Here is a 19019-nt window from a genome sequence, read left to right as displayed (position 1 = left end):
ATTCGATGTGGAACAGTCGGTCACGTCGCTTCTTTCTGTACACATTGGGGCGTCTTCGGGGAGGTCTCCGCGGCTGTTGATCAAAATGGCGGCGGCTTTGGCTGCGTCGGCTTCGGGCCGAAAGCCCGCGCGATATCGCGCTGCGGACGATCGGTCCTGGATACCGCGAACTGCCGCGCAAATTCCTCGTCAGCGGCCTTCTTGTATGGGGCGCTCGTCAGCGAAGCCAGAAACGCCACCAGGTCATCGATCTCCGGTTCAGTCATGGCCAATGGCTGGATATCCTCATCAAGCCAGGGGTCCGTGAGACCGTCGCCTTTGTTGTAGTGATCCACGACATCCCACAACGTCTGCATCGATCCGTCGTGGAAGTAAGGTCCCGTCACCAGCACGTTGCGCAAATCAGGCGTTTTGAACGCCGCAATGTCGGCCGGCCGCTTCGTGACAAGAAAGCGTCCCAGCACAGACATTTCGCTCGTGATCGCCGCAGTATCGAGAGCAGGCGGGTGTCCTTGCGCAAGCTCATGTTCCGCCTGCTGCGCCAGTGGACCGACCTGATGGCGGAGGATTCCGATGCCGATGTTGTGGAATTCGTTATCTGTAAACATGTTCACATCGCGCTTGTCGGCCGACAAGGCGTGGCAGAGGTTGCAGCGCGCCTTGGTGTTGAACAATTCCCAGCCACGCTTGGCCGCTCCGTTGATGGCCTCGCCGTCGCCGGCGATGAAATGGTCAAAGGGGGAATCGAAAGAGGTCAATGTCCGTTCGTAAGCCGCGATGGCGCGCAACATATCCTGTTCGTTCACGCCTCGGCCGAAAGCCAGCTTGAACTGTGCCTGATAGTCTCCGTCACCGGCGATCTTGGATACGGCGTCGGCGAGGCTGGTTGAACCCATCTCGAACGGGTTGGTGATGGGCATTGCCGCCTGCTGCTCCAGCGTAGTAGCCCGGCCATCCCAAAACTGCGTCTTGTTGTAGAGAGCATTGAGTACCGTGGGGGAATTGCGCTGGCCGACGCGTCCGAGTATCCCGATCGAGACGGACCTGCCGTCGGTGAAAGCGCGCGCCGGATCGTGACAGGTGGCGCAGGCGACGGTGCCGTCACCCGAGAGCCGGCCGTCGAAGAACAGCTTCTGGCCCAAGGCAATCGCGGCAGGCGTACGCGGAGTGGCCGGCGGCGTCACCGCTGCCGTCAGAGCCGCAGGAAAGCCCAACTGGTCTGGTGAACGGGGCGCAGCCGGTGGCCCTTGTCCGGGCAGTGGAGGCGCCTTCCCTGGCTCGAGCGCGGGCGGCGGGCTGATGCCGGTCTCTCCGTTCGCCGGTGACGCCGCAATCGCAAGGTGTGACAAGAACAGCAGGGCTACGAATGATTTGGCGCGCATCCGATCCCTCTTTGAATCGTGAGACAATCCACGCAACGCGAATCCGCGTTCGCAAAAAAACGAGGGCCGCCTCGCTTGTTCGCTCTTCGCGGCGGTATCAGCTCTCTGGAGTGTTAGCGAAAACCCAATGCGACACAAGATATTCCCAATCCGCACGCCAGGTTGCCCGAACGAACGTGCAGCTCGGGGGGCGATGATCTTGCTGATCACGCGAGCAACCGATAGCCCGGCGACGAGTGCGACATGTCCGCTTTGGGTCGATTCTGTTGAAAAAGTCGAAAGTAACGCCACGGCGAAAATCTCGCTGAAATCAACTCAGAGCGAGCGCCGGCAAGAAAAGCTATCGTAGTAAAGCTAGGAAGATCACCGAGCGGTCCTGACTATGTTGACGCTGGTCCCCCACGTCCTGCTACGTCAAACGCTTCAGATGTCCTCAGAAAATGGGCATGCTCACGACAAAGGCCCTTTTCAACAGAATCGGTCAAAAGGCGACGTGGCCATCGTTACCGATCTTGGAGCAAAGCAGACTTAGCGGCGGTACATCCCACATCATCAAGATCAGCGGATATCCGCTCCTCCACACCCGTCGGGTATTGCACTGACATTGTGTCATCCTACGACGCTGCGCGACGTGATCGTGCAGAAGGCCACGGTAGCCAGCTAGGCATGATAGCGGCAGCAGTGTCTGGTATCGCAGGTGCAGCGGCAGCCAGCTTAGGTCGTCGCCGCCGAAGGCCGCAGAGTCGAAGGCGTAGAGCTGGACTTCATCGTCCACCTACGAGTGCAGCGCGTTCGGAGACGCCGTGTACGACGGCTTCATCGTCAACCACGAACCGGCTCTGGCGATCTTGCGGACCGCGAGCCGTCGTATTTGGCTCGTGGATCCAATCGGAACCTCCTGCTTGGCGATCGGAGAGGTAAACTCAAAGTGCCGGCTCGATTGCGCGTCCTTGCTGACCATTCAGGTGCGTGGTGCGCCGACCATCGTCAAGTCCTAGGCGAATTTGTAAAGGCCGATCTCGAACTCGACCAAGGTCTGCAACGCTTGCGAGTCAGCAAACGGCAGAAGTTGCATCAAGATGACGCCAGCGCTGCGTCCAGCATGAGATCTGGTTCTGCGCCATCAACCTACGGTTTCGGTCGCGGCACCGTGTTGACGTCAAGGCTGCCTCGATTGAGAAGCATGCGCACGAGTTTCAAATAGAGGGCGGTTTGCGAGGCAATTGTCCTGCTAGCGTTCCTGTCCGGAACTGACGTGCGTATCTTCGCGTTGGTAGCTTGGACGGCGGTCAAGAAGGCCATCAAAGATGGTCGGCAACAGCTGCAAGAAGGTCGAGCGGCGGCTCGGGCGATATCGCAAGCACAGGTGATCCGATAAGCCGCTTAAGTTCACCCCACCGCTGGTCAAGGGCAGGGGAGGTAACGGTGCCATGGGCGACATCGAAGCAAGGACTATCCGCAAGGTGATGTGGCGGTTATTGCCCTTCCTCTTCTGCTGCTACTTCGTCGCCTACCTCGACCGGGTGAACGTCGGTTTCGCCAAACTACAGATGAACTCGGCGCTCGGCCTGTCGGAGGCGGCATACGGCTTGGGCGCGGGCCTATTCTTCATCTCCTACTTCATGTTCGAGGTGCCATCCAACCTTGCGTTGGATAGGTTCGGCGCTCGGCTCTGGATCGCCCGCATCATGTTCAGCTGGGGCGTCATCTCTGCTCTGTTCGCCTTCATCCCCTCGATCTCGACGGCCACCGGGATTTCGACCGAGTGGGTTTTCTACATCCTCCGTTTCCTGCTCGGTCTCGCCGAGGCGGGTTTCTTCCCCGGGATCATCTTCTATCTGACTCTGTGGTTCCCGTCGGTCTACCGCGCGCGGGTCGTCTCGCTGTTCATGCTGGCTATCCCGTTCTCGTCGATTGCGGGAGGCCCGATTTCCGGGGCTCTGCTAAACATCTCCGGCGGGGGACTCGATGGCTGGCAGTGGCTTTTCATCCTCGAAGCGTTGCCGTCGATCATAATGGCCTTGGCGGTCATCTTTTACCTGACGGACCGGCCGGCCATCGCAACGTGGCTCGCCAACGACGAGAGGGGCTGGCTCGAAGGACGACTGGAGGCCGAGAGGCAGCACAAGGTGGCGGTCGAGCACGTCGGCATCCTCAAGGCGCTCACCGATCTCCGCGTCCTGGCCTGCGCATTCGTCTACTTCTGTCTGAACGCGGCGAGCTATGGTGTGGCGTTCTTCCTACCGACGATCATCAAGAACTTCGGCGTGAGCAACTTTGAGACGGGTTTGCTCTCCGCCGTGCCCTTCTTGTTTGGCGCAGTCGGGATGGTCCTCCTGGGCCGTAACTCCGATCGCACCTTGAAGCGTCGGGAGCATGTTTGCTTCGCCATGCTCCTTGCGGCGGTCGGTCTCGCGGGCGCGGGCTTGGTCTCCGCCCCGGTGCTCGTGCTTGGCTTCCTCTGCCTGAGTCAGATCGGAGTTTCCGCGACGCCCCCTCTGCTGTGGCCGATACCGAGCGCATTCCTGACGGGCGCTTCGGCCGCGGCAGGGATCGCCGGCATCAATGCGCTCGGCAATCTGTCCGGGTTTGCTGGACCCTACGTGATGGGCTACCTCAAAGACGCCACCGGCAACTTCACGGCCGGGCTGCTAGCTTTGGGTTGCTGCGCCTTGGTTGGAAGCCTTGTAGCCCTGACGTTCAAGGTCAATCCGCAAATGGAGATCGCGGGCGCTGCGCCGGGTAGGCCGGCGCGGGCCCCGGCCCGTTGAGTGGATAGCCTGCGTTCTAGGCGCGCTGAACACGTCGAAATTCGTCCGCAGCGCGGCAGGAGATACGGGAGCCAAGGTCACGGCAGCCGTATACGGAAAACTGGTGTTCTTCCTGGCTCAAAACCCGCGGAGAACCAGCGCCGTGAGTTGGAGGCCGTCGCCGCACGGTCCAGGTGGGAAGTTGTCGGTGTCTACGAGGATGCCGGCATCAGTGGTGCCAAGGGCCGCGACAAGCGACCCGGGTTTGATCAGCTGCTGAAAGACGCCACAGCGCGCAAGGTCAACATGATCGCGACCTGGTCTGTTGATCGCCTCGGCCGCAGCCTGCAAGATCTTGTCGGCTTCCTGACTGAGCTGCATGCGCTGAAATGCGATCTCTACCTGCACCAGCAGGCGCTCGATACCAGCACTCCCTCGGGCCGCGCGATGTTTCAGATGCTCGGCGTATTCGCCGAATTCGAGCGCGGCATGATCCGTGAGCGAGTCAATGCCGGGCTTGCGCGGGCCAGGGCGAAAGGAACCAAGCTAGGCCGGCGTCCAGTCAAGGCATCGGTGGAGGCCCGCATTCGCGAGCTCAGGGCGGAAGGTATGGGCATCCTCAAGATTGGCCGCACGGTCGGCGTCGGCACCAGCGTGGTGCAGCGCGTGATCGAGCAATGAAGGGGACGGCTCGCCTGCCGATCTAGAGGATAGCCGCACTTAGACGTGGAATCATAAAATCTGTCGGATGGGGATTTCTCAAACGTCCGCTTCTACCCCAATAGCGACCAACGAGCGGACACTCCGAAATCGACGCTATGGGCCACTTCCGGACTCATGCATTGCAGCGGATTGCGCCTCATTCGATTGCCTAAGTCGGCGCGGCCGAGCTGCGGCTGCAGCACGGTGAAACCGAACTTGTGGCGGTTTTAGAAATGATCATCTCAGGGTTCGTAGCTTACTGCTGTGTAACGATGGGTCCACTGAGGCTTGTCACTGCTTCGCTTCGTTGTATTCGGCTGAGAACTCAATTGACCATCGCGCAAAGTACGAATGCAATCCCGAGTGGGCTTTTCGACGCCAAAACGTTTGGCGACATGCCCCTCACGCAGCCACCTCACCGCCGATGCGTAGGCCCGCGACTGCTCGACCTTTCAACCGTTGCGATGCCGGCGATCTCTGTCGATAGCGAAAACCGTTTCGACGACGACAGGCACGCCGATCAACTCCCGTCGCAGTGCCTCCTCCACTTCGTTCGGCACTCGCGATCTGACAACACGGATTTAGATTACTGACCTTGACGCAGGCACTTGAGAACCATTGAGACTGTGCTATGCTTTTTTCGGTTGACGCATCGCCACCTTGGAATTTCGTGTTCACGATCCAGGGGAGCACCATGGTCGCGAAAGAAATCCGGCTCAGCGCCAATGCGATCGGGAAGATTGCCCCTGGTGCTCATAGTACCGGGGAGGGAATACCCGGCTCATCGCGCTCTGATTTCGGCATGCGCCGCCGCCAATTCCTCGTAAGTACCGCCATGACTTTGGTGTTCTCGGCGACCTCCGCCCAGGCGTTAGTCGTCAAGGACGGTTTGCCGTGGCCACCAAGTGCCGGCACTCCGCCAACAACGATACACCCTGGACCATGGGTGTATTTCACTCCGGAGGAAGGAGCTGTCGTCGAAGCGCTCGTCGATCGGCTGATTCCGCCGGACCCTCAGACGCCGGGGGGCAAGGATGCCGGCTGTGCGGTCTTTATCGACCGACAACTTGCGGGATCTTATGGCAGCGCCGAGGGGCTCTACATGCACGGGCCCTTCGCCGACGGAACGCCCGAGCAGGGAGATCAGTCGCCGTTGACCCCGGCAGCTCGCTATCGCCAGGCTTTGGCCGCATTGGACAAATATTGCCGCGCCGCCTACGCGGGAAAGCCCTTCGCCCAGATTTCGGACGATGAGAAGGACAAGGTTCTCTCCGGGTTGGAGAAAGACGAGGTGCAACTGGAAGGAACGAGCGGTCGCGCGTTCTTCGAGTATCTACTGCAGAACACGCGGGAGGGGTTCTTCGCTGACCCAGTTTACGGCGGCAACCGCGACATGGTCGGCTGGAAGATGGTCGGATTTCCCGGCGCGCGCTATGATTACCGCGACTGGGTTGAGCGGCACAACGAGCGCTATCCGCTGCCACCCGTCGGCATTGCTGGCCGACGCGAATAGGGGCCAAAGGCGCAATAAGTCTCGTCCGGAGTGTCGGGAAGATGACGCGCAAATTGCCAGCAACTGATGTGGTGATCGTGGGGCTGGGCTGGACTGGCTCCATATTGGCGCATGAGCTGACTGGTGCCGGATTAAACGTGGTGGCGATCGAACGCGGACCGTGGCGCGATACGGCGACCGATTTCCCGCCGGCCTATGCGCAAGATGAGCTGCGTTACCGCATCCGCCATGATCTATTCCTCCGGCCGGAACAGCTGACGATGACTTTCCGTAACAACGCTAGTCAGACGGCGCTGCCGATCCGCAGCTGGGGATCCTTCATGCCGCCCAATGGCGTTGGCGGCGGCGGCGTGCATTGGAATGCCGAGACGTGGCGCTTCCTGCCCAGCGACTTCGAGCTGAGAACGCATCTTGTGGGGCGCTATGGCGAAAAATTCCTGCCCGAGGACATGACGATCCAGGACTGGGGGATTACATATGATGACCTCGAGCCCCACTACGACAAGTTTGAGTATCTGTGTGGCACCTCGGGTAAAGCCGGAAACATAAGGGGACTGATACAGGCAGGTGGAAATCCTTTCGAGGGAGCCCGCTCCCGCGAATATCCGACGCCGCCGCAGAAGCAGCCATACGGCCCGACGCTGTTCGCACAGGCCGCTCAGGGAATGGGCTACAAGCCCTTCCCGCAACCTTCGGGGAATCTCTCACAGCCATATACGAACCCGCTTGGCGTCACGATAGGCCCTTGTACCTATTGCGGCTTCTGCGAATGGTTCGGCTGCGGCAACTACTCGAAGGCCAGTCCGCAAACCACGATCCTGCCGGCACTTATCCGCCGCCCTAACTTCGAGGCGCGCACGCAGTGCGAAGTGTCGAAGATCAACCTGGATAAATCAGGAAAACGCGCCAGCGGCGTCACCTATGTCGACAGCAGTGGCAACGAATGGGAGCAGCCGGCCGACCTCGTGCTGCTTTGCGCCTTCCAGTTGTTCAACGTGCAACTACTGCTGACATCGGGAATCGGCAAGCCCTATGATCCGCGCGCGGGCGAGGGCGTGATCGGGCGAAACTATTCCTACCAAGTCACATCCAGCGTCGGCGCGTTTTTCGACGACAAGATCTTCAATCCCTTCATCGCATCGGGGTCGATCGGAATGTGCATCGACGAGTTCAACGGCGACAATTTCGATCACGGCCCGCATGGCTTCGTCGGCGGCGGCTACATGGGGGCGGTGCAGACCAATGGCCGACCGATCCAGACTGCGAGGACGCCACGGGCAACGCCGAGATGGGGCGCCGAGTGGAAGAAGGCTGTGGCGAAAAGTTACTTGAGCAGCTATGAGTCGGTCACGCATGGAAGTTGCTATAGTTATCGCGACGTGCATCTCGACCTCGATCCGACCTACACGGATCGCTTCGGGCGCAAGTTGATGCGCCTAACGTTCGATTTCCACGACAACGAGCTCAAGATGTCGACATACCTGACGGACCGGCTGGCTGAGGTCGTGCAGAAGATGGGACCGCGGCAACTTGAGAAACACCCGCGTCGCGGTCCTTACGACGTCACCGTATATCAGACAACGCACACTTGCGGCGGTGCCATTATGGGCGTCGAGCCCAAGACCAGCGCCCTCAATCGCTATTTGCAGAGCTGGGACGTGCCTAACCTGTTCGTCATGGGTGCCACGGCCTTCCCGCAGAACCCCGGGTATAATCCGACGGATACTGTGGGCGCGCTAGCCTATTGGACGGCAGACGCAATCGTAAACCGCTACCTGAAGAGTCCCGGCCCGCTCGTGCAGATTTGACAGCCAGGACCCCGAGGTATTGGCATGAGAATGCGCAATCTGATGACTCTTGCGCTCGCGGGCTGCGCGATCGGTTTGGCTGCCGCGCGCGCGGCGGAAGACAACCAGGCGTTCGAGAAGATCGAGCGCGGCCGGTACCTGGTCGTGCTCGGCGATTGCGTCGGCTGTCACACTGCGCCGGGTGGTAAGCTCTTTGCCGGCGGCGCTGCGCTGGAGACACCGTTCGGAAAGTTGCTCGGTCCAAATATTACGCCCGATGTTGCGACGGGGATCGGTGCCTGGACCGAATCGGATTTGTGGCGGGCGATGCATGAGGGGATTGGCAGGGATGGGGTACGCCTCTATCCGGCAATGCCGTATCCTTCCTACACGAAGGTCACTCGCGAGGACGTCTCGGCCATCTGGGCCTATCTGCGCACATTGGAGCCGGTACGCAACGAGGTTCAGCCGAATCAGCTTAGGTTTCCGTTCAATGTCCGCCGACCGGCAACATCCACCTGGGATTTGATCAATTTCAAGCCCGGCGTGTTTCAATCCGATCCGGCAAAGTCGGATGTGTGGAACCGTGGGGCCTATCTGGTCGAAGGCCTCGGCCATTGCGGAACCTGTCATACACCGAAGAACATCACGGGCGGCGATCGGGGCGGAGAAGCCCTGCAGGGAGCATTGTTGCAGGATTGGTATGCGCCCGATCTGACCGCGGATCCCCGTACGGGCATCGGTAGTTGGTCTGCGGAAGACATCGTCCGCTATCTCAAGACCGGTGCCAACTCTTTTGATATCGCGTCCGGGCCGATGGCCGAGGCGGTTGAGAACTCCACCTCGCGTATGACGGATGCTGATCTTCTCGCGATCGCCACCTATCTGACGGATCGTACTCCTCGAATCGAGGACACGGCCATCGCGCTGGCGCACGATGACACACGCATGGTGGCCGGCAAGGCAATCTATGAGGTCCGTTGTGCGGCATGCCACATTTCGAGCGGCGCTGGCGTTCCAAACCTGTTCCCGCGCCTGGCACTAGCGCCTTTGGTCCAGTCCACTGATCCGACATCCTTGATTCGCGTCGTTCTGATCGGCAGTCGCGCTGCCGCCACTTCAGCTGCCCCGACAGCACCCGCCATGCCGGCGTTCGGCTGGAATCTCAGTGACACAGAAATCGCGGACGTCCTGACCTATGTTCGCAATGCTTGGGGAAATGCCGCGTCAGCAGTCCCGCCTACGGATGTCACTACGCTGCGCGGCCGTGTATCTCGATAAGATCGTCCGCGCTGCGTCTCAACTTTGGCCCGACCTCGCCGTGTCGCATGCGCGCTTCAATGAGGTGGCGATGCCGTGTCAGGGTCCAGTACGCCGATCGTTGCTGCTTACGGCTCTGGCCGCCGGGACATGTCTGGCAGTCAGACCTGCCGCTACGGAGGAACATCTGCCGCGCTTTCCGTCGAGCGTTGCGACGGAAAAATTCCATTCTGCTAGCCACAACGGGCGGTCGAGGCGGGCCCGGCCTAAGTGCGGTCTACCTCAATAAGCAGACGACTTTATAGCCACGCCGGACTTCGCTTCAGGGCCACATCCGGATTCATACGCCGCAGCAAAGCAAGGCCTATTCCGACTAGGAGCAGTTTATCTGCAACAGTGGCGCGAGCGCTTTTGTAGCCTTGAGGTTGATGACTGGTTCGCGTCCTGTTGGACTCACGGGCAGCGGGTAGGCGGCTTTCTCACCTTTGAGGACTCCGGCCAACATGGACGACGATGCAAACACTCAGACGCTTCAAGATCATTGCACGGAAGAATGGCGACTATGATCCCCCAAGGACGGCGGACTGTTCATTGTCCTCCTCCGCTGAGTTGACCACTGCACTAACATATCGCCCTTGAGGCGTCACACCGATCACAAACAACGCCGGCGCGATCCGGTTGTCGTGTAATCTGCTACCTCAACTGTCCGTACGTTTGCCCGGGTGACAGCGGTCCGTATGCTATTCGTACCCAGTCCCACGTATCGTGAACCCGTCTTGGGCCAGGACGTGGCGATGGAAAAGATGACGCAACATCATCAATTTGCGATTCTCGTTCCGTTGGTGGTTGGCGTAGGCGCAGTCGTATGCACGATTTTAGTCCATGCGCTCGCTATGGTCGCGACGGTAAACCTCTTTCGCTATGAGAGGAAACGAGGGCACGCAGGCGCCCACGCCTTGATCGATCTTGCGATCCTCACGCTGGTGATATCGTTCGCGTTCGTAGCCCACCTGATCGAGATCGCTTTATGGGCAACGTTACTCGTCCTCGGTGGAGAATTTCAAGAGTTCGGGATCGCCTTCTACTGCTCGGCGGTCAACTACACGACACTAGGCTACGGGGATGTTCTTCTGACTCCGTCTTGGCGCTTGCTGGGACCGTTGGAGGCGACGAATGGAGCGCTGATGTTCGGTGTTTCGGCCGCGATGGTCTTTGCTGTTATACAACGGTTGGTTCTGGCCAGGTTTGAGGATCTCAGGCAGTAAATGTTCGTCGGAGCGTTCGCCAATTGCGCGCGATACGTCCCCGCGGGTAGCGAGCGCCCCAGGAGGTGCATCCCCGCTAGCGCCTGCACGGGTTTGGCTCCGCACGCTTCCATGTCCAGAAATGAGTTTGTCTCCTCTCCGCCGGATCTTATCGGAGGGGCGCGCACTTATGTCCGGTGGGGTCAATTGCTGCCGAATCCGGCGTTTCGAGGCATGTCGATTTACCCCCGTTCGCGACCGAACTGCGGGCATCCCGGATCGGCGGCTTCGTGCCAATATGCGGCATCGTTCCGTCACCTCGTCGGCACGCGCGCGATCCCGCACGCACACCTTATTCGTGACCGATCTGAGCGCCTTTCTCAGCCACCGAACGTTTCATCAGCAGCACCAGGGGCACCAGCGCCAGCGTCACCACGGCCAACACCATAAAGACATCGAAATAGGCAAGTGACGATGCCTGCTGCTGCCGCAAATTCTCAAGCGTCTGCCAGGCCAGCTGCTGTGCAGCAGACGGGTCGCCCGTCTGCTGCAGGAACACCCCGCGCGCCTGATCGAGGAAGGAGGCAACGGTCGCGTTGAAGGAATCGAGGGATTCACCAAGGCGCAGAACGTGAAATTGGTCGCGGCGCTCCTGGATCGTCTGCGCCATCGACGTCCCGACACTGCCTCCCTCGTTGCGCAGCAGACTGAGCAAGCCAACAGCCGCTCCACGTAGCAATGGTGGCGTATAGAGATAGGCCGCCACATTCGCAGGCGCAAAGCACATCGAGAGTCCGACGACCAGCATGACCCGAGGCCAGACAATCTGGCCGGGGCTGATCTCCAGGTTCATCTGCGACATCCAATAATTGCCGATCGCCATGATCAACAGGCCTGCGGCAAGCAACCACCGGGCATCAGTCCCCCGGCCAAGTGCACGGCCGACAAACGGCATGACCAGGACCGCGAAGAATCCGGCCGGCGACATCACCAATCCGGCGCTGAGCGCATCATAGCCGAACAGGGATTGCAGCAGGGCCGGCAATGATGTGCTGGCGGCATACAGGACGGCGAAAGCGAAGAAGATGATGAGGCAGCACAAGGCGAAGTTTCGCTCCCGCAAAGGCCGGAAATTGACCACGGGACTCGGGTGGCGCAACTCCCAGACGATCAGCGCGATCAGGCCCACAACGAAAAGGATCGCCAGCGTCTGCACCCGCCAGAACGGATCGCTCAGCCAGTCCCACTCCTGTCCCTTGCTGAGCATCACCTCCCAGGAGACCATGACGATCACCAGGAGTGACAGGCCGAGGGTGTCAAAACGCAACGGCTGCCGCTTCAACTCCATTCGCTGCCTGGTGAGATAGTCCGGATCCCGGAGCAAGGCATAACAGGTAACAAGCGCCAGGAGACCGACCGGGACGTTGATATAGAACACCCATCGCCACGAATAACTGTCTGTGATCCAACCGCCAAGAGTGGGGCCGACGACCGGCGCTAGGAGAGCGGCCAAGCCAAACAGCGTCATCGCTGTGCCTTGCTTCTCCACCGGGAAGGCGTCCAGCAGCACGCCCTGACTGGATGGCTGTAAACCGCCCCCCGCCAAGCCTTGCAGGACGCGGAACACGATCAGCTGACTGAGACTGGTCGCCATTCCACACAGTCCAGAGGCGAGGGTAAAGACAGCTATCGACAGCAGGAAGTAGTTGCGGCGACCGAGATGCGCCGAAAGCCAGCCGGTGATCGGCAGGATGATGGCGTTGGCGGCGAGATAGCTTGTGATGACCCATTCGCCATCGTCGACCGTGGCCGACAGACCTCCGGCGATGTATCGCAGCGCCACCACCGTGATGGTGGTGTCGAGCACCTCCATGAAGGTCGGCACCACGACGATCGCGGCCACCACCCAGGGATTTACCCCCGTTTGGGATCTGGTGGGTGAAAGGACCGCGTCGGTCATTTGCCGGCGCCTTGCGCGCTCGTGGACGGAGCGGTGGCCGACGAAGGCTGTAAGTTGCTTTGAAGGAACTTCCCGGCATCGGGTCCAGTGGGCGGCTTGTTGATATAGACGTAGGGAACGACCGACGTGCCGATGAACAGAGGGTTCTTGTCCGGTTCGTATCCTTCAAGCTCGATCCGAACCGGGAGCCGCTGCACGATCTTGACGAAGTTGCCCGTGGCATTCTGTGGCGGCAGCAACGCGAGCGTCGATCCCGTCCCCATGGTGAAGCCCGCGATCCGGCCTTTGAACACCTGTTTGTCGCCGTACATGTCGACATAGAGATCAGCAGCCTGACCGATGCGCAAGTCGCGCAGCTGCGTCTCCTTGAAGTTGGCATCGACCCAGATCTCGCTGAGCGAGCGGAGCGCCATCAAGTTCTGCCCAGCCTGGACATCATTGCCGGGATTGACGTTGCGGCGCGTGACAACGCCGTCGATCTCCGCGGCAACATCGCAATAGCGAAGGTCGAGTTCAGCCAGAGCGAGGTTGCGTTTGGCGGCAGCGAGCTTGGCCTCGGCCTGCTTGACGGCCGGCGCCTCCGAGGCCAGCCGATCGAACGTCCGGTTGACGTCGCCTTTGGGATCGAGCTTATAGAACTCCTCGAGCATCAGCTTCGGAGTCTGGTTATACGAATGCAGAACGCCGAGCTCAGCCGCAGTCTGAATCAGCTCCGCCTGCGCCTGCAGGACCGAAGAAAACGTCTGATCGAGATCGGGCGGCACCCGATCGAGATCCGCGCTGTCTTCGGGCAGCGTCTGCAGGCCCAAAGAGACACGGACCTGATTCACATCCGCCAGCGCCTGGACGATACCCGCTTGGGCAATCGACAACGACGCCTGACGTTGATCATAGAGCTCGCGGCTCGCCGTCTCAGATACGACCAGGCGCGCTGTACGATCGAACTCCTGCTGCGCGAGTGTAAGTGTCGCCTTCGCCTTCTTGAGCGCGGCTACCCGAGCATGCAGCAGTGCTATTTGGTTTTCAACATTCTCAATGGCTTGTTGCAATTGCCAGCGCCGGCTCATGGCTTGTGCTTCGACGCCCCGTACCGTGGCCCGGGTCGCGTCGAGATCCGCCTGGGCGGTGTCGACGGCCGCTTTCTTTACGGCGACCGCGTCCCGAAATGGCTCCTTGTCGAGTTCAACGAGAAGATCTCCCTTGTGCACACGGTTGTTGTCATCGACCAGAACCCGAGCAACTTGACCGCGGACACGGGGAGCGACGAACGTCACGTGTCCGTTCACGAAGGCATCGTCGGTCGAAACCGTGCCGAGCACGAACCGGATCCAGGGGATGGCATAGACCGCGGCCGCAATGATCACAGCGCCGAGCACACCGATCAGCAACTTTCGCATCGGTGTGAACCGTTGATTCGCCAGTGGCAGGGCGTTCGAAGCAGGATCTGTCGGCCGCAATTTGCCGTCACAATCGACAGCGTCCGTTTTGTCTGTCGCAGGCACGTCGACCGAACTTGACTCGTTGCTGTGCATCTCGGTGGGCATTGGCCGCCCCCTAAGGATTGTCTCTCAATGCAATCGGGCGGCGCTGACCGCCGCCACCCGCTTCTAGCGGTTGTGGTCGAATCGAGTGCTGCCCGGCCTCTGGAAACGCGACGGGGCTTCGCATGTCACGACATTAGCTCAAACCTAGGGAAACTTCAGCTCAACTATGGGGGAATTTCTCGTTGTTTTGCTGTTAGACGCTGTTAGCTCTTTCAAGCCACCTGGCTCGTCCGTCGCATTACGGTGCGTCAAAGAACATTTCGCCAACGCCTATGGGTCTTCAGCGTCGGTTGCGCCGCCTTACCGGCATTTCCGTTCTACCCTCTGAAAGCCGACAATCGGATGATCGCCGGATTTCGTCGGTGTGGGCCAACGGGAGACATCAAGGACGATTCACTGCGTACAGTCCGTATTCACGAGGGAGGCTTGTCTAGCGGTGCACCTGCGGAATGTCCCTCGTTCTTCCGGCGCCAGGCCCTATCAAGTTGGAACACGCGACGATCGCAATACCGATAATTCGCGACTGCTGACCGCCGCCGACACTATTCCTGCTCCAATCATCCTTCAAAAGCAGGAGCTCACCTTTCCTTGAAGAAGCCTCAACTGCGTTGCGTCTGATTGAAAAGGGCGCGAGGCTTCCAAGTCGAGTTCACCAACGGCGTTTCATTACGCAAAAGCAATAGCGGCCTTAACTGAGGGGTTTTACTCATGGCCAGCACCCGGTCGCTTTCATCCGATACCGCACTGCGTGATCTGGATCGTATGCTTCCTGATCTGGAAGCCCTCTACAAGGACATTCACTCGCATCCAGAGCTGTCCATGCAGGAGACCCGTACGGCGGGCTTGGCGGCCGACCGGCTTGGTGCCGCCGGCTACGAAGTGACGACCGGTATAGGGAAGACCGGCGTCGTTGGACTTCTCCGAAACGGAGCGGGACCCACGGTTATGCTGCGCGCCGATATGGACGCGCTGCCGATCCAGGAGGCGACCGGCCTTGCGTATGCGAGTAAGGCCACGGCGACGGACAAGGAGGGCAATACGGTGCCGGTGTCGCACATGTGTGGCCACGACATGCACGTCACCTGGCTTGCGGGAGCCACCAAGCTAATGGCGGAAGCCAAGACCTCTTGGCGGGGCACACTCATGGCGGTCTTTCAGCCCGCGGAGGAAACGGGTGAAGGTGCGCAAGCCATGATTGACGACGGTCTATTCAAGCGCTTTCCGAAACCGGACGTGATCTTGGGCCAGCACGTCATGGTTGGCCCTTCCGGCACGGTTGCGGGCCGCGCCGGCGCGATCACGTCGGCGGCGGACAGCTTGCAGATACGTCTGCTCGGACGAGGTGCCCACGGCTCGATGCCGCAGGCCAGTATCGATCCCGTCGTGATGGCGGCATCGACGGTGCTGCGGCTGCAAACCATCGTATCACGCGAATTGGCAGCCGCGGACGCTGCGGTGCTGACGGTGGGCGTCCTGCAAGCAGGTACCAAGGAAAATGTGATTCCGGACGAGGCCATTATCAAGCTCAACGTACGGACCTTTGATGCCGGCGTGCGCTCACGGGTGCTGGCTGCGATCGAGCGGATAGCCAATGCCGAAGCAGCAGCTTCTGGTGCGCCGCGGCCGCCGGAGATCACGACCATCGATCGGTACCCCTTGAACGTAAACAACCAGGATGCCACCAACCGGTTGGTGGACGCATTCCGAGAACATTTCGGCGCCGAGCGTGTTCGGGCGACGGGACCGGCCCCGGCCAGCGAGGACTTCGGATCGTTCGGGTCTGAATGGCACGGGCCTTCGGTCTTCTGGTTCGTCGGCGGCACCGATCCGGAAATCTACGCGAAGGCTAGGGAGGCGAACAAGATCAACGAACTTCCGGTGAACCACAGTCCCAAATTCGCCCCCGTTCTTCACCCGACGCTGCGGACCGGCGTCGAAGCGCTGGTCGTTGCTGCCAGCGCCTGGCTTCCGGCGCAGTGAATGCTAAGTGCCCGGCCGGTCTCCCACGCTCACGGGTTAAGGAAAGGAAGTCGAGTGATGGACAAGCTGCCTATCGTGCTCGACCTGACCGGGACTTTCGTATTCGCACTTAGCGGGGCATTGGGGGGGACCAAGCGGGGTCTGGACCTGTTCGGGGTCATGGTCTTGTCGTTCGCGGCGGGAAACTCGGGGGGTATTACCCGAGACCTCCTGATAGGCGCGGTGCCTCCCGGAGCAGTCGGTGACTGGCGCTATCTGGGCGTGTCGCTCGTTGCGGGGGGCGTCACCTTCTACTTCTCGCCCCTCATCGTGCGGATGTCGAACGCGGTGCTGTATTTTGACGCGGCGGGACTGGCCCTGTTTGCCGTCGCGGGCTCTTCGAAAGCGCTGTCGTTCGGGCTCAATCCGGCGATGGCTACCGTACTTGGAATGATTACGGGGATCGGGGGCGGCATGGTGCGCGACGTGCTGCTCGCCGAGATACCGACCGTGCTGAGGGCCGACCTTTACGCGGTCGCAGCGCTGGTGGCGGCTGGCATCGTGGTGATCGGCCATGTGCTGTTGTTGCCAGTCGTACCGGTGACGGCGGTGGCGTTGATTTCATGCTTCCTACTTCGCGTCATGGCGATCAGACGCGGTTGGCGGCTTCCAGTCGCGAAAATCGGGGAGCGAGACGACCGGAATATTGCGGAGAAAAATTTGAAAGACAGCGACCGATCTTAGACCGGTTCGTTGCGAACTCAGGACGCTTTGGGTCAAAACGCGAAGAACTCACGTTGAGCAAATCTGGTCCAGTTCGCCGCAAAGAGCGGACCTCCGTCAGACCCGGCGCAACTTCGCAGATGGGCCGATTCCGTTGAAAAAGTCGAAAATAGTGTCACTGCAAAATTTTCGCAGAAGCTTGCTCTCTTTTGATTTCTAATGAGAACACGTTCCTTAAGCGAAGAAGAACGTCGCTGAGAGATTTTGTTTAGGTTGATGTGGTCCGCCGTGTCTGACGGCGCGAAACGCACCAGCGGGTCTTAAAAAAAGTGGGGGCGACGGCGGCCAGGACTTTCAATAGAATCGGTTAATCGCGGCCTTTGGGCCGCCGGTCGACTACTTCAGGTCTACCCCGAACAGCAGAGAGTCGTGGCGTCCAAAGGCATGTCGCGGATGGGCCACAAGCTGAATTGCTGTTGGGCTTGGAACCAACGCTCCATGCAGCCTCAGGAAGATGTCCTATATTGCTTTGAGAGATATGAACGAATCCGGGTCGCGAGATTGAGCCGCATGGCTAACCGTTGACCAAAGGTCGGATGCCACGTTAACGCGCTGCGGCAGATCTCACTGGCGGTCTAGTCCAAGTACGATCAGCCCTCTTGAGAAATCTTACCTCACAAAGCGATCGGAACCGTTGGGTCGCTACGTTAGTGCTGGACGAATTGGTGAGTTACCAGTGGCAGATGAGCAGCGATCGCTTCCTGCCTTTCGTGCCTGGAGCACCGTGGATACATTGCCGCAAGCGAAGCTCCGCTCAACAACGTTCCGCGCCGGGTCAGTCCCCCATGCTGATTGATCCAACGCTGAATTTCGATTGGGTATAGCGAATACAGACGGTCGGTAGCTTCGCGGTTGGTTTGCCTGCGGCCATGCGGGGCCGGGTTGTAGGCGGCATGGAACAGAAGTTCGGCGCGAGAAGTGACGCATATCTTGTCACGAGGAACAATGCCGAGAACGATGGTGCAGGCTGATGCACAATATCCGTCGATTACGATCGCATCGCCTGTGGTCCGCAGACGTTCGTACCGGGCAACATAGTTTCCGATCCTGCCGCCGGGATCATTCACGATCCGAACCTCGGCATTGCATCCGTCAGCTTTCATGAGCAGAAAAGCGGCGAGAAGCTGGGTCATGGCGCATTTTGCGATCTTTCGAAGCCAATCACATCGGGCACATCGGGGCTGTGGACCTGGAGAGGGGCGTATACGACGTCTTCGAGCTGGATTGGCTGGATTCAGTGCGACGCTGAAGGGCTTCCGCAGATCACGGTCACCGCTTTATGAGCGATCTCCCTCAAGTCCGCGCGTCGAGCTCCGGCTCGCGCCCGTATTGCGATGGTGTGCATGGTGGCTGACGCAAGCAGCGCCAGTGCCTCCGGATCAGCATCTTGCTTCAACTCGCCTCTCTCGAGCGCCGTCCGAAACCGGACTTCGAAATCGCTGTCGAGCATGCGGAGCCCGGCTGCAACACTCTTTCTGATTTCCGCATCTTCGACCGCCTCGGCCACCGCTGTCCCGATCACAAAGCAGCCGCGCGCGGAGCCTTTGCGCGAAAAATAGAAGGACAATGCTGCCTCATAAGCAAGCATCAGCGCTTCGGCCAAGGGACGCTCCCCCGCGAGGGCCTCGCACGTCGCAGCCAGGGTCATCTCCCAATATCGGGCGAGAGCCTCGAGATAGAGTGCGTGCTTGTTGCCGAACGCCGCATAGAGGCTCGGCGGGCTCATTCCTGTCGCAGCCGCGATCTTGTCCAGCGGGGTGCCCGAATATCCGGTCCTCCAGAAGGTCTCCGTCGCCTGCTTGAGGGCTAACTCCGCATCGTAGGCGCGCGGCCGCCCACGAGGTGCCGCTGCCGTTTCGCTCTTTCTTCGGGGCATGTTCAAATCTCGATCGTTGGGTGCTGAGGCATATTTATAACGCCCATTATAAAAAGCAACTCGGAGCCCTTGATTGTCGTGCAGGCGTGAATTAATTGTAACGATCGTTAGTAAATAGAATTAACGTGAGGGTTCCCATGCGGTTAGATCCTTCGACAGACGCCGGCTCGAAGAGAGAACGCGAAGAGTTTCGCGAGAGCTCTGCCGAAGCGCGAGTTGATCGAACTGTCGACGACTCGCCGCTTGACCGCGCGGTCGC

13 protein-coding genes are annotated in these 19019 nt (G+C 59.9%); 8 read left to right on the top strand and 5 right to left on the bottom strand.

The features are described 5' to 3' along the window. Positions 1–80 precede the first annotated feature (80 nt). Positions 81–1382: a cytochrome c peroxidase gene (locus QA642_RS28435; RefSeq protein ID WP_283079800.1), complete on the bottom strand. Its 1302-nt coding sequence runs from the start codon at positions 1380–1382 to the stop codon at positions 81–83. Between the two features lie 1430 nt (positions 1383–2812). Here QA642_RS28435 and QA642_RS28430 point away from each other — a divergent pair. From QA642_RS28430 to QA642_RS28405, 6 genes are all read left to right on the top strand, one after another. Further along, positions 2813–4153 carry an MFS transporter gene (locus QA642_RS28430; RefSeq protein ID WP_283079799.1) on the top strand — a complete coding sequence of 447 codons (1341 nt, stop codon included), beginning with the start codon at positions 2813–2815 and terminating at the stop codon, positions 4151–4153. Positions 4154–4300: 147 nt separating this feature from the next. Further along, a complete protein-coding gene (locus tag QA642_RS28425; protein ID WP_283079798.1) occupies positions 4301–4813 on the top strand; it encodes a recombinase family protein in 513 nt (170 codons plus the stop codon). A 652-nt stretch (positions 4814–5465) separates the two neighbouring features. After that, positions 5466–6347: a gluconate 2-dehydrogenase subunit 3 family protein gene (locus tag QA642_RS28420; RefSeq protein ID WP_283079797.1), complete on the top strand. Its 882-nt coding sequence runs from the start codon at positions 5466–5468 to the stop codon at positions 6345–6347. A gap of 41 nt (positions 6348–6388) precedes the next feature. Then, positions 6389–8155, top strand: coding sequence for a GMC family oxidoreductase (locus tag QA642_RS28415; protein WP_283079796.1), 1767 nt, complete (start codon positions 6389–6391; stop codon positions 8153–8155). 24 nt (positions 8156–8179) lie between these two features. After that, on the top strand, positions 8180–9415 hold the full coding sequence (locus QA642_RS28410) for a cytochrome c (protein ID WP_283079795.1): 1236 nt from the start codon (positions 8180–8182) through the stop codon (positions 9413–9415). 773 nt (positions 9416–10188) lie between these two features. Then, positions 10189–10659, top strand: a complete 471-nt coding sequence (locus QA642_RS28405; protein WP_283079794.1) for an ion channel — start codon at positions 10189–10191, stop codon at positions 10657–10659. Between the two features lie 331 nt (positions 10660–10990). Here the strand turns inward: QA642_RS28405 and QA642_RS28400 are convergent, their stop codons facing one another. Next, positions 10991–12598, bottom strand: a complete 1608-nt coding sequence (locus QA642_RS28400; RefSeq protein ID WP_283079793.1) for a DHA2 family efflux MFS transporter permease subunit — start codon at positions 12596–12598, stop codon at positions 10991–10993. Beyond that, a complete protein-coding gene (locus QA642_RS28395) occupies positions 12595–14142 on the bottom strand; it encodes an HlyD family secretion protein (RefSeq protein WP_283079792.1) in 1548 nt (515 codons plus the stop codon). The genes QA642_RS28400 and QA642_RS28395 overlap by 4 nt, the downstream gene beginning before the upstream one ends. Before the next feature lie 708 nt (positions 14143–14850). Here QA642_RS28395 and QA642_RS28390 point away from each other — a divergent pair. Next, entirely contained in the window at positions 14851–16122 is a 1272-nt protein-coding gene (locus tag QA642_RS28390; RefSeq protein WP_283079791.1) for a M20 family metallopeptidase, read from the top strand. Positions 16123–16179: 57 nt separating this feature from the next. Further along, entirely contained in the window at positions 16180–16845 is a 666-nt protein-coding gene (locus tag QA642_RS28385; RefSeq protein WP_283079790.1) for a trimeric intracellular cation channel family protein, read from the top strand. A 686-nt stretch (positions 16846–17531) separates the two neighbouring features. Here QA642_RS28385 and QA642_RS28380 read toward each other — a convergent pair. Beyond that, entirely contained in the window at positions 17532–18017 is a 486-nt protein-coding gene (locus tag QA642_RS28380) for a hypothetical protein (protein ID WP_283079789.1), read from the bottom strand. A gap of 101 nt (positions 18018–18118) precedes the next feature. Beyond that, on the bottom strand, positions 18119–18760 hold the full coding sequence (locus QA642_RS28375; protein WP_283086998.1) for a TetR/AcrR family transcriptional regulator: 642 nt from the start codon (positions 18758–18760) through the stop codon (positions 18119–18121). Positions 18761–19019: the final 259 nt, after the last annotated feature.

Origin of the sequence: Bradyrhizobium sp. CB2312 (genome assembly GCF_029714425.1) — a bacterium.
Classification (GTDB): domain Bacteria; phylum Pseudomonadota; class Alphaproteobacteria; order Rhizobiales; family Xanthobacteraceae; genus Bradyrhizobium.
The sequence above is the reverse complement of the archived record's forward strand: the minus strand, read 5'-3'. Positions and strand labels throughout refer to the sequence as shown.

Bases quoted from the DNA above. Each gene is read 5' to 3' on its own strand.
- QA642_RS28435 (WP_283079800.1), bottom strand. From the start codon at position 1,382: ATGCGCGCCAAATCATTCGTAGCCCTGCTGTTCTTGTCACACCTTGCG.
- QA642_RS28405 (WP_283079794.1), top strand. From the start codon at position 10,189: ATGGAAAAGATGACGCAACATCATCAATTTGCGATTCTCGTTCCGTTG.
- QA642_RS28375 (WP_283086998.1), bottom strand. From the start codon at position 18,760: ATGCCCCGAAGAAAGAGCGAAACGGCAGCGGCACCTCGTGGGCGGCCG.
- QA642_RS28420 (WP_283079797.1), top strand. From the start codon at position 5,466: ATGCTTTTTTCGGTTGACGCATCGCCACCTTGGAATTTCGTGTTCACG.
- QA642_RS28395 (WP_283079792.1), bottom strand. From the start codon at position 14,142: ATGCCCACCGAGATGCACAGCAACGAGTCAAGTTCGGTCGACGTGCCT.
- QA642_RS28415 (WP_283079796.1), top strand. From the start codon at position 6,389: ATGACGCGCAAATTGCCAGCAACTGATGTGGTGATCGTGGGGCTGGGC.
- QA642_RS28430 (WP_283079799.1), top strand. From the start codon at position 2,813: ATGGGCGACATCGAAGCAAGGACTATCCGCAAGGTGATGTGGCGGTTA.
- QA642_RS28390 (WP_283079791.1), top strand. From the start codon at position 14,851: ATGGCCAGCACCCGGTCGCTTTCATCCGATACCGCACTGCGTGATCTG.
- QA642_RS28380 (WP_283079789.1), bottom strand. From the start codon at position 18,017: ATGACCCAGCTTCTCGCCGCTTTTCTGCTCATGAAAGCTGACGGATGC.
- QA642_RS28410 (WP_283079795.1), top strand. From the start codon at position 8,180: ATGAGAATGCGCAATCTGATGACTCTTGCGCTCGCGGGCTGCGCGATC.
- QA642_RS28385 (WP_283079790.1), top strand. From the start codon at position 16,180: ATGGACAAGCTGCCTATCGTGCTCGACCTGACCGGGACTTTCGTATTC.
- QA642_RS28400 (WP_283079793.1), bottom strand. From the start codon at position 12,598: ATGACCGACGCGGTCCTTTCACCCACCAGATCCCAAACGGGGGTAAAT.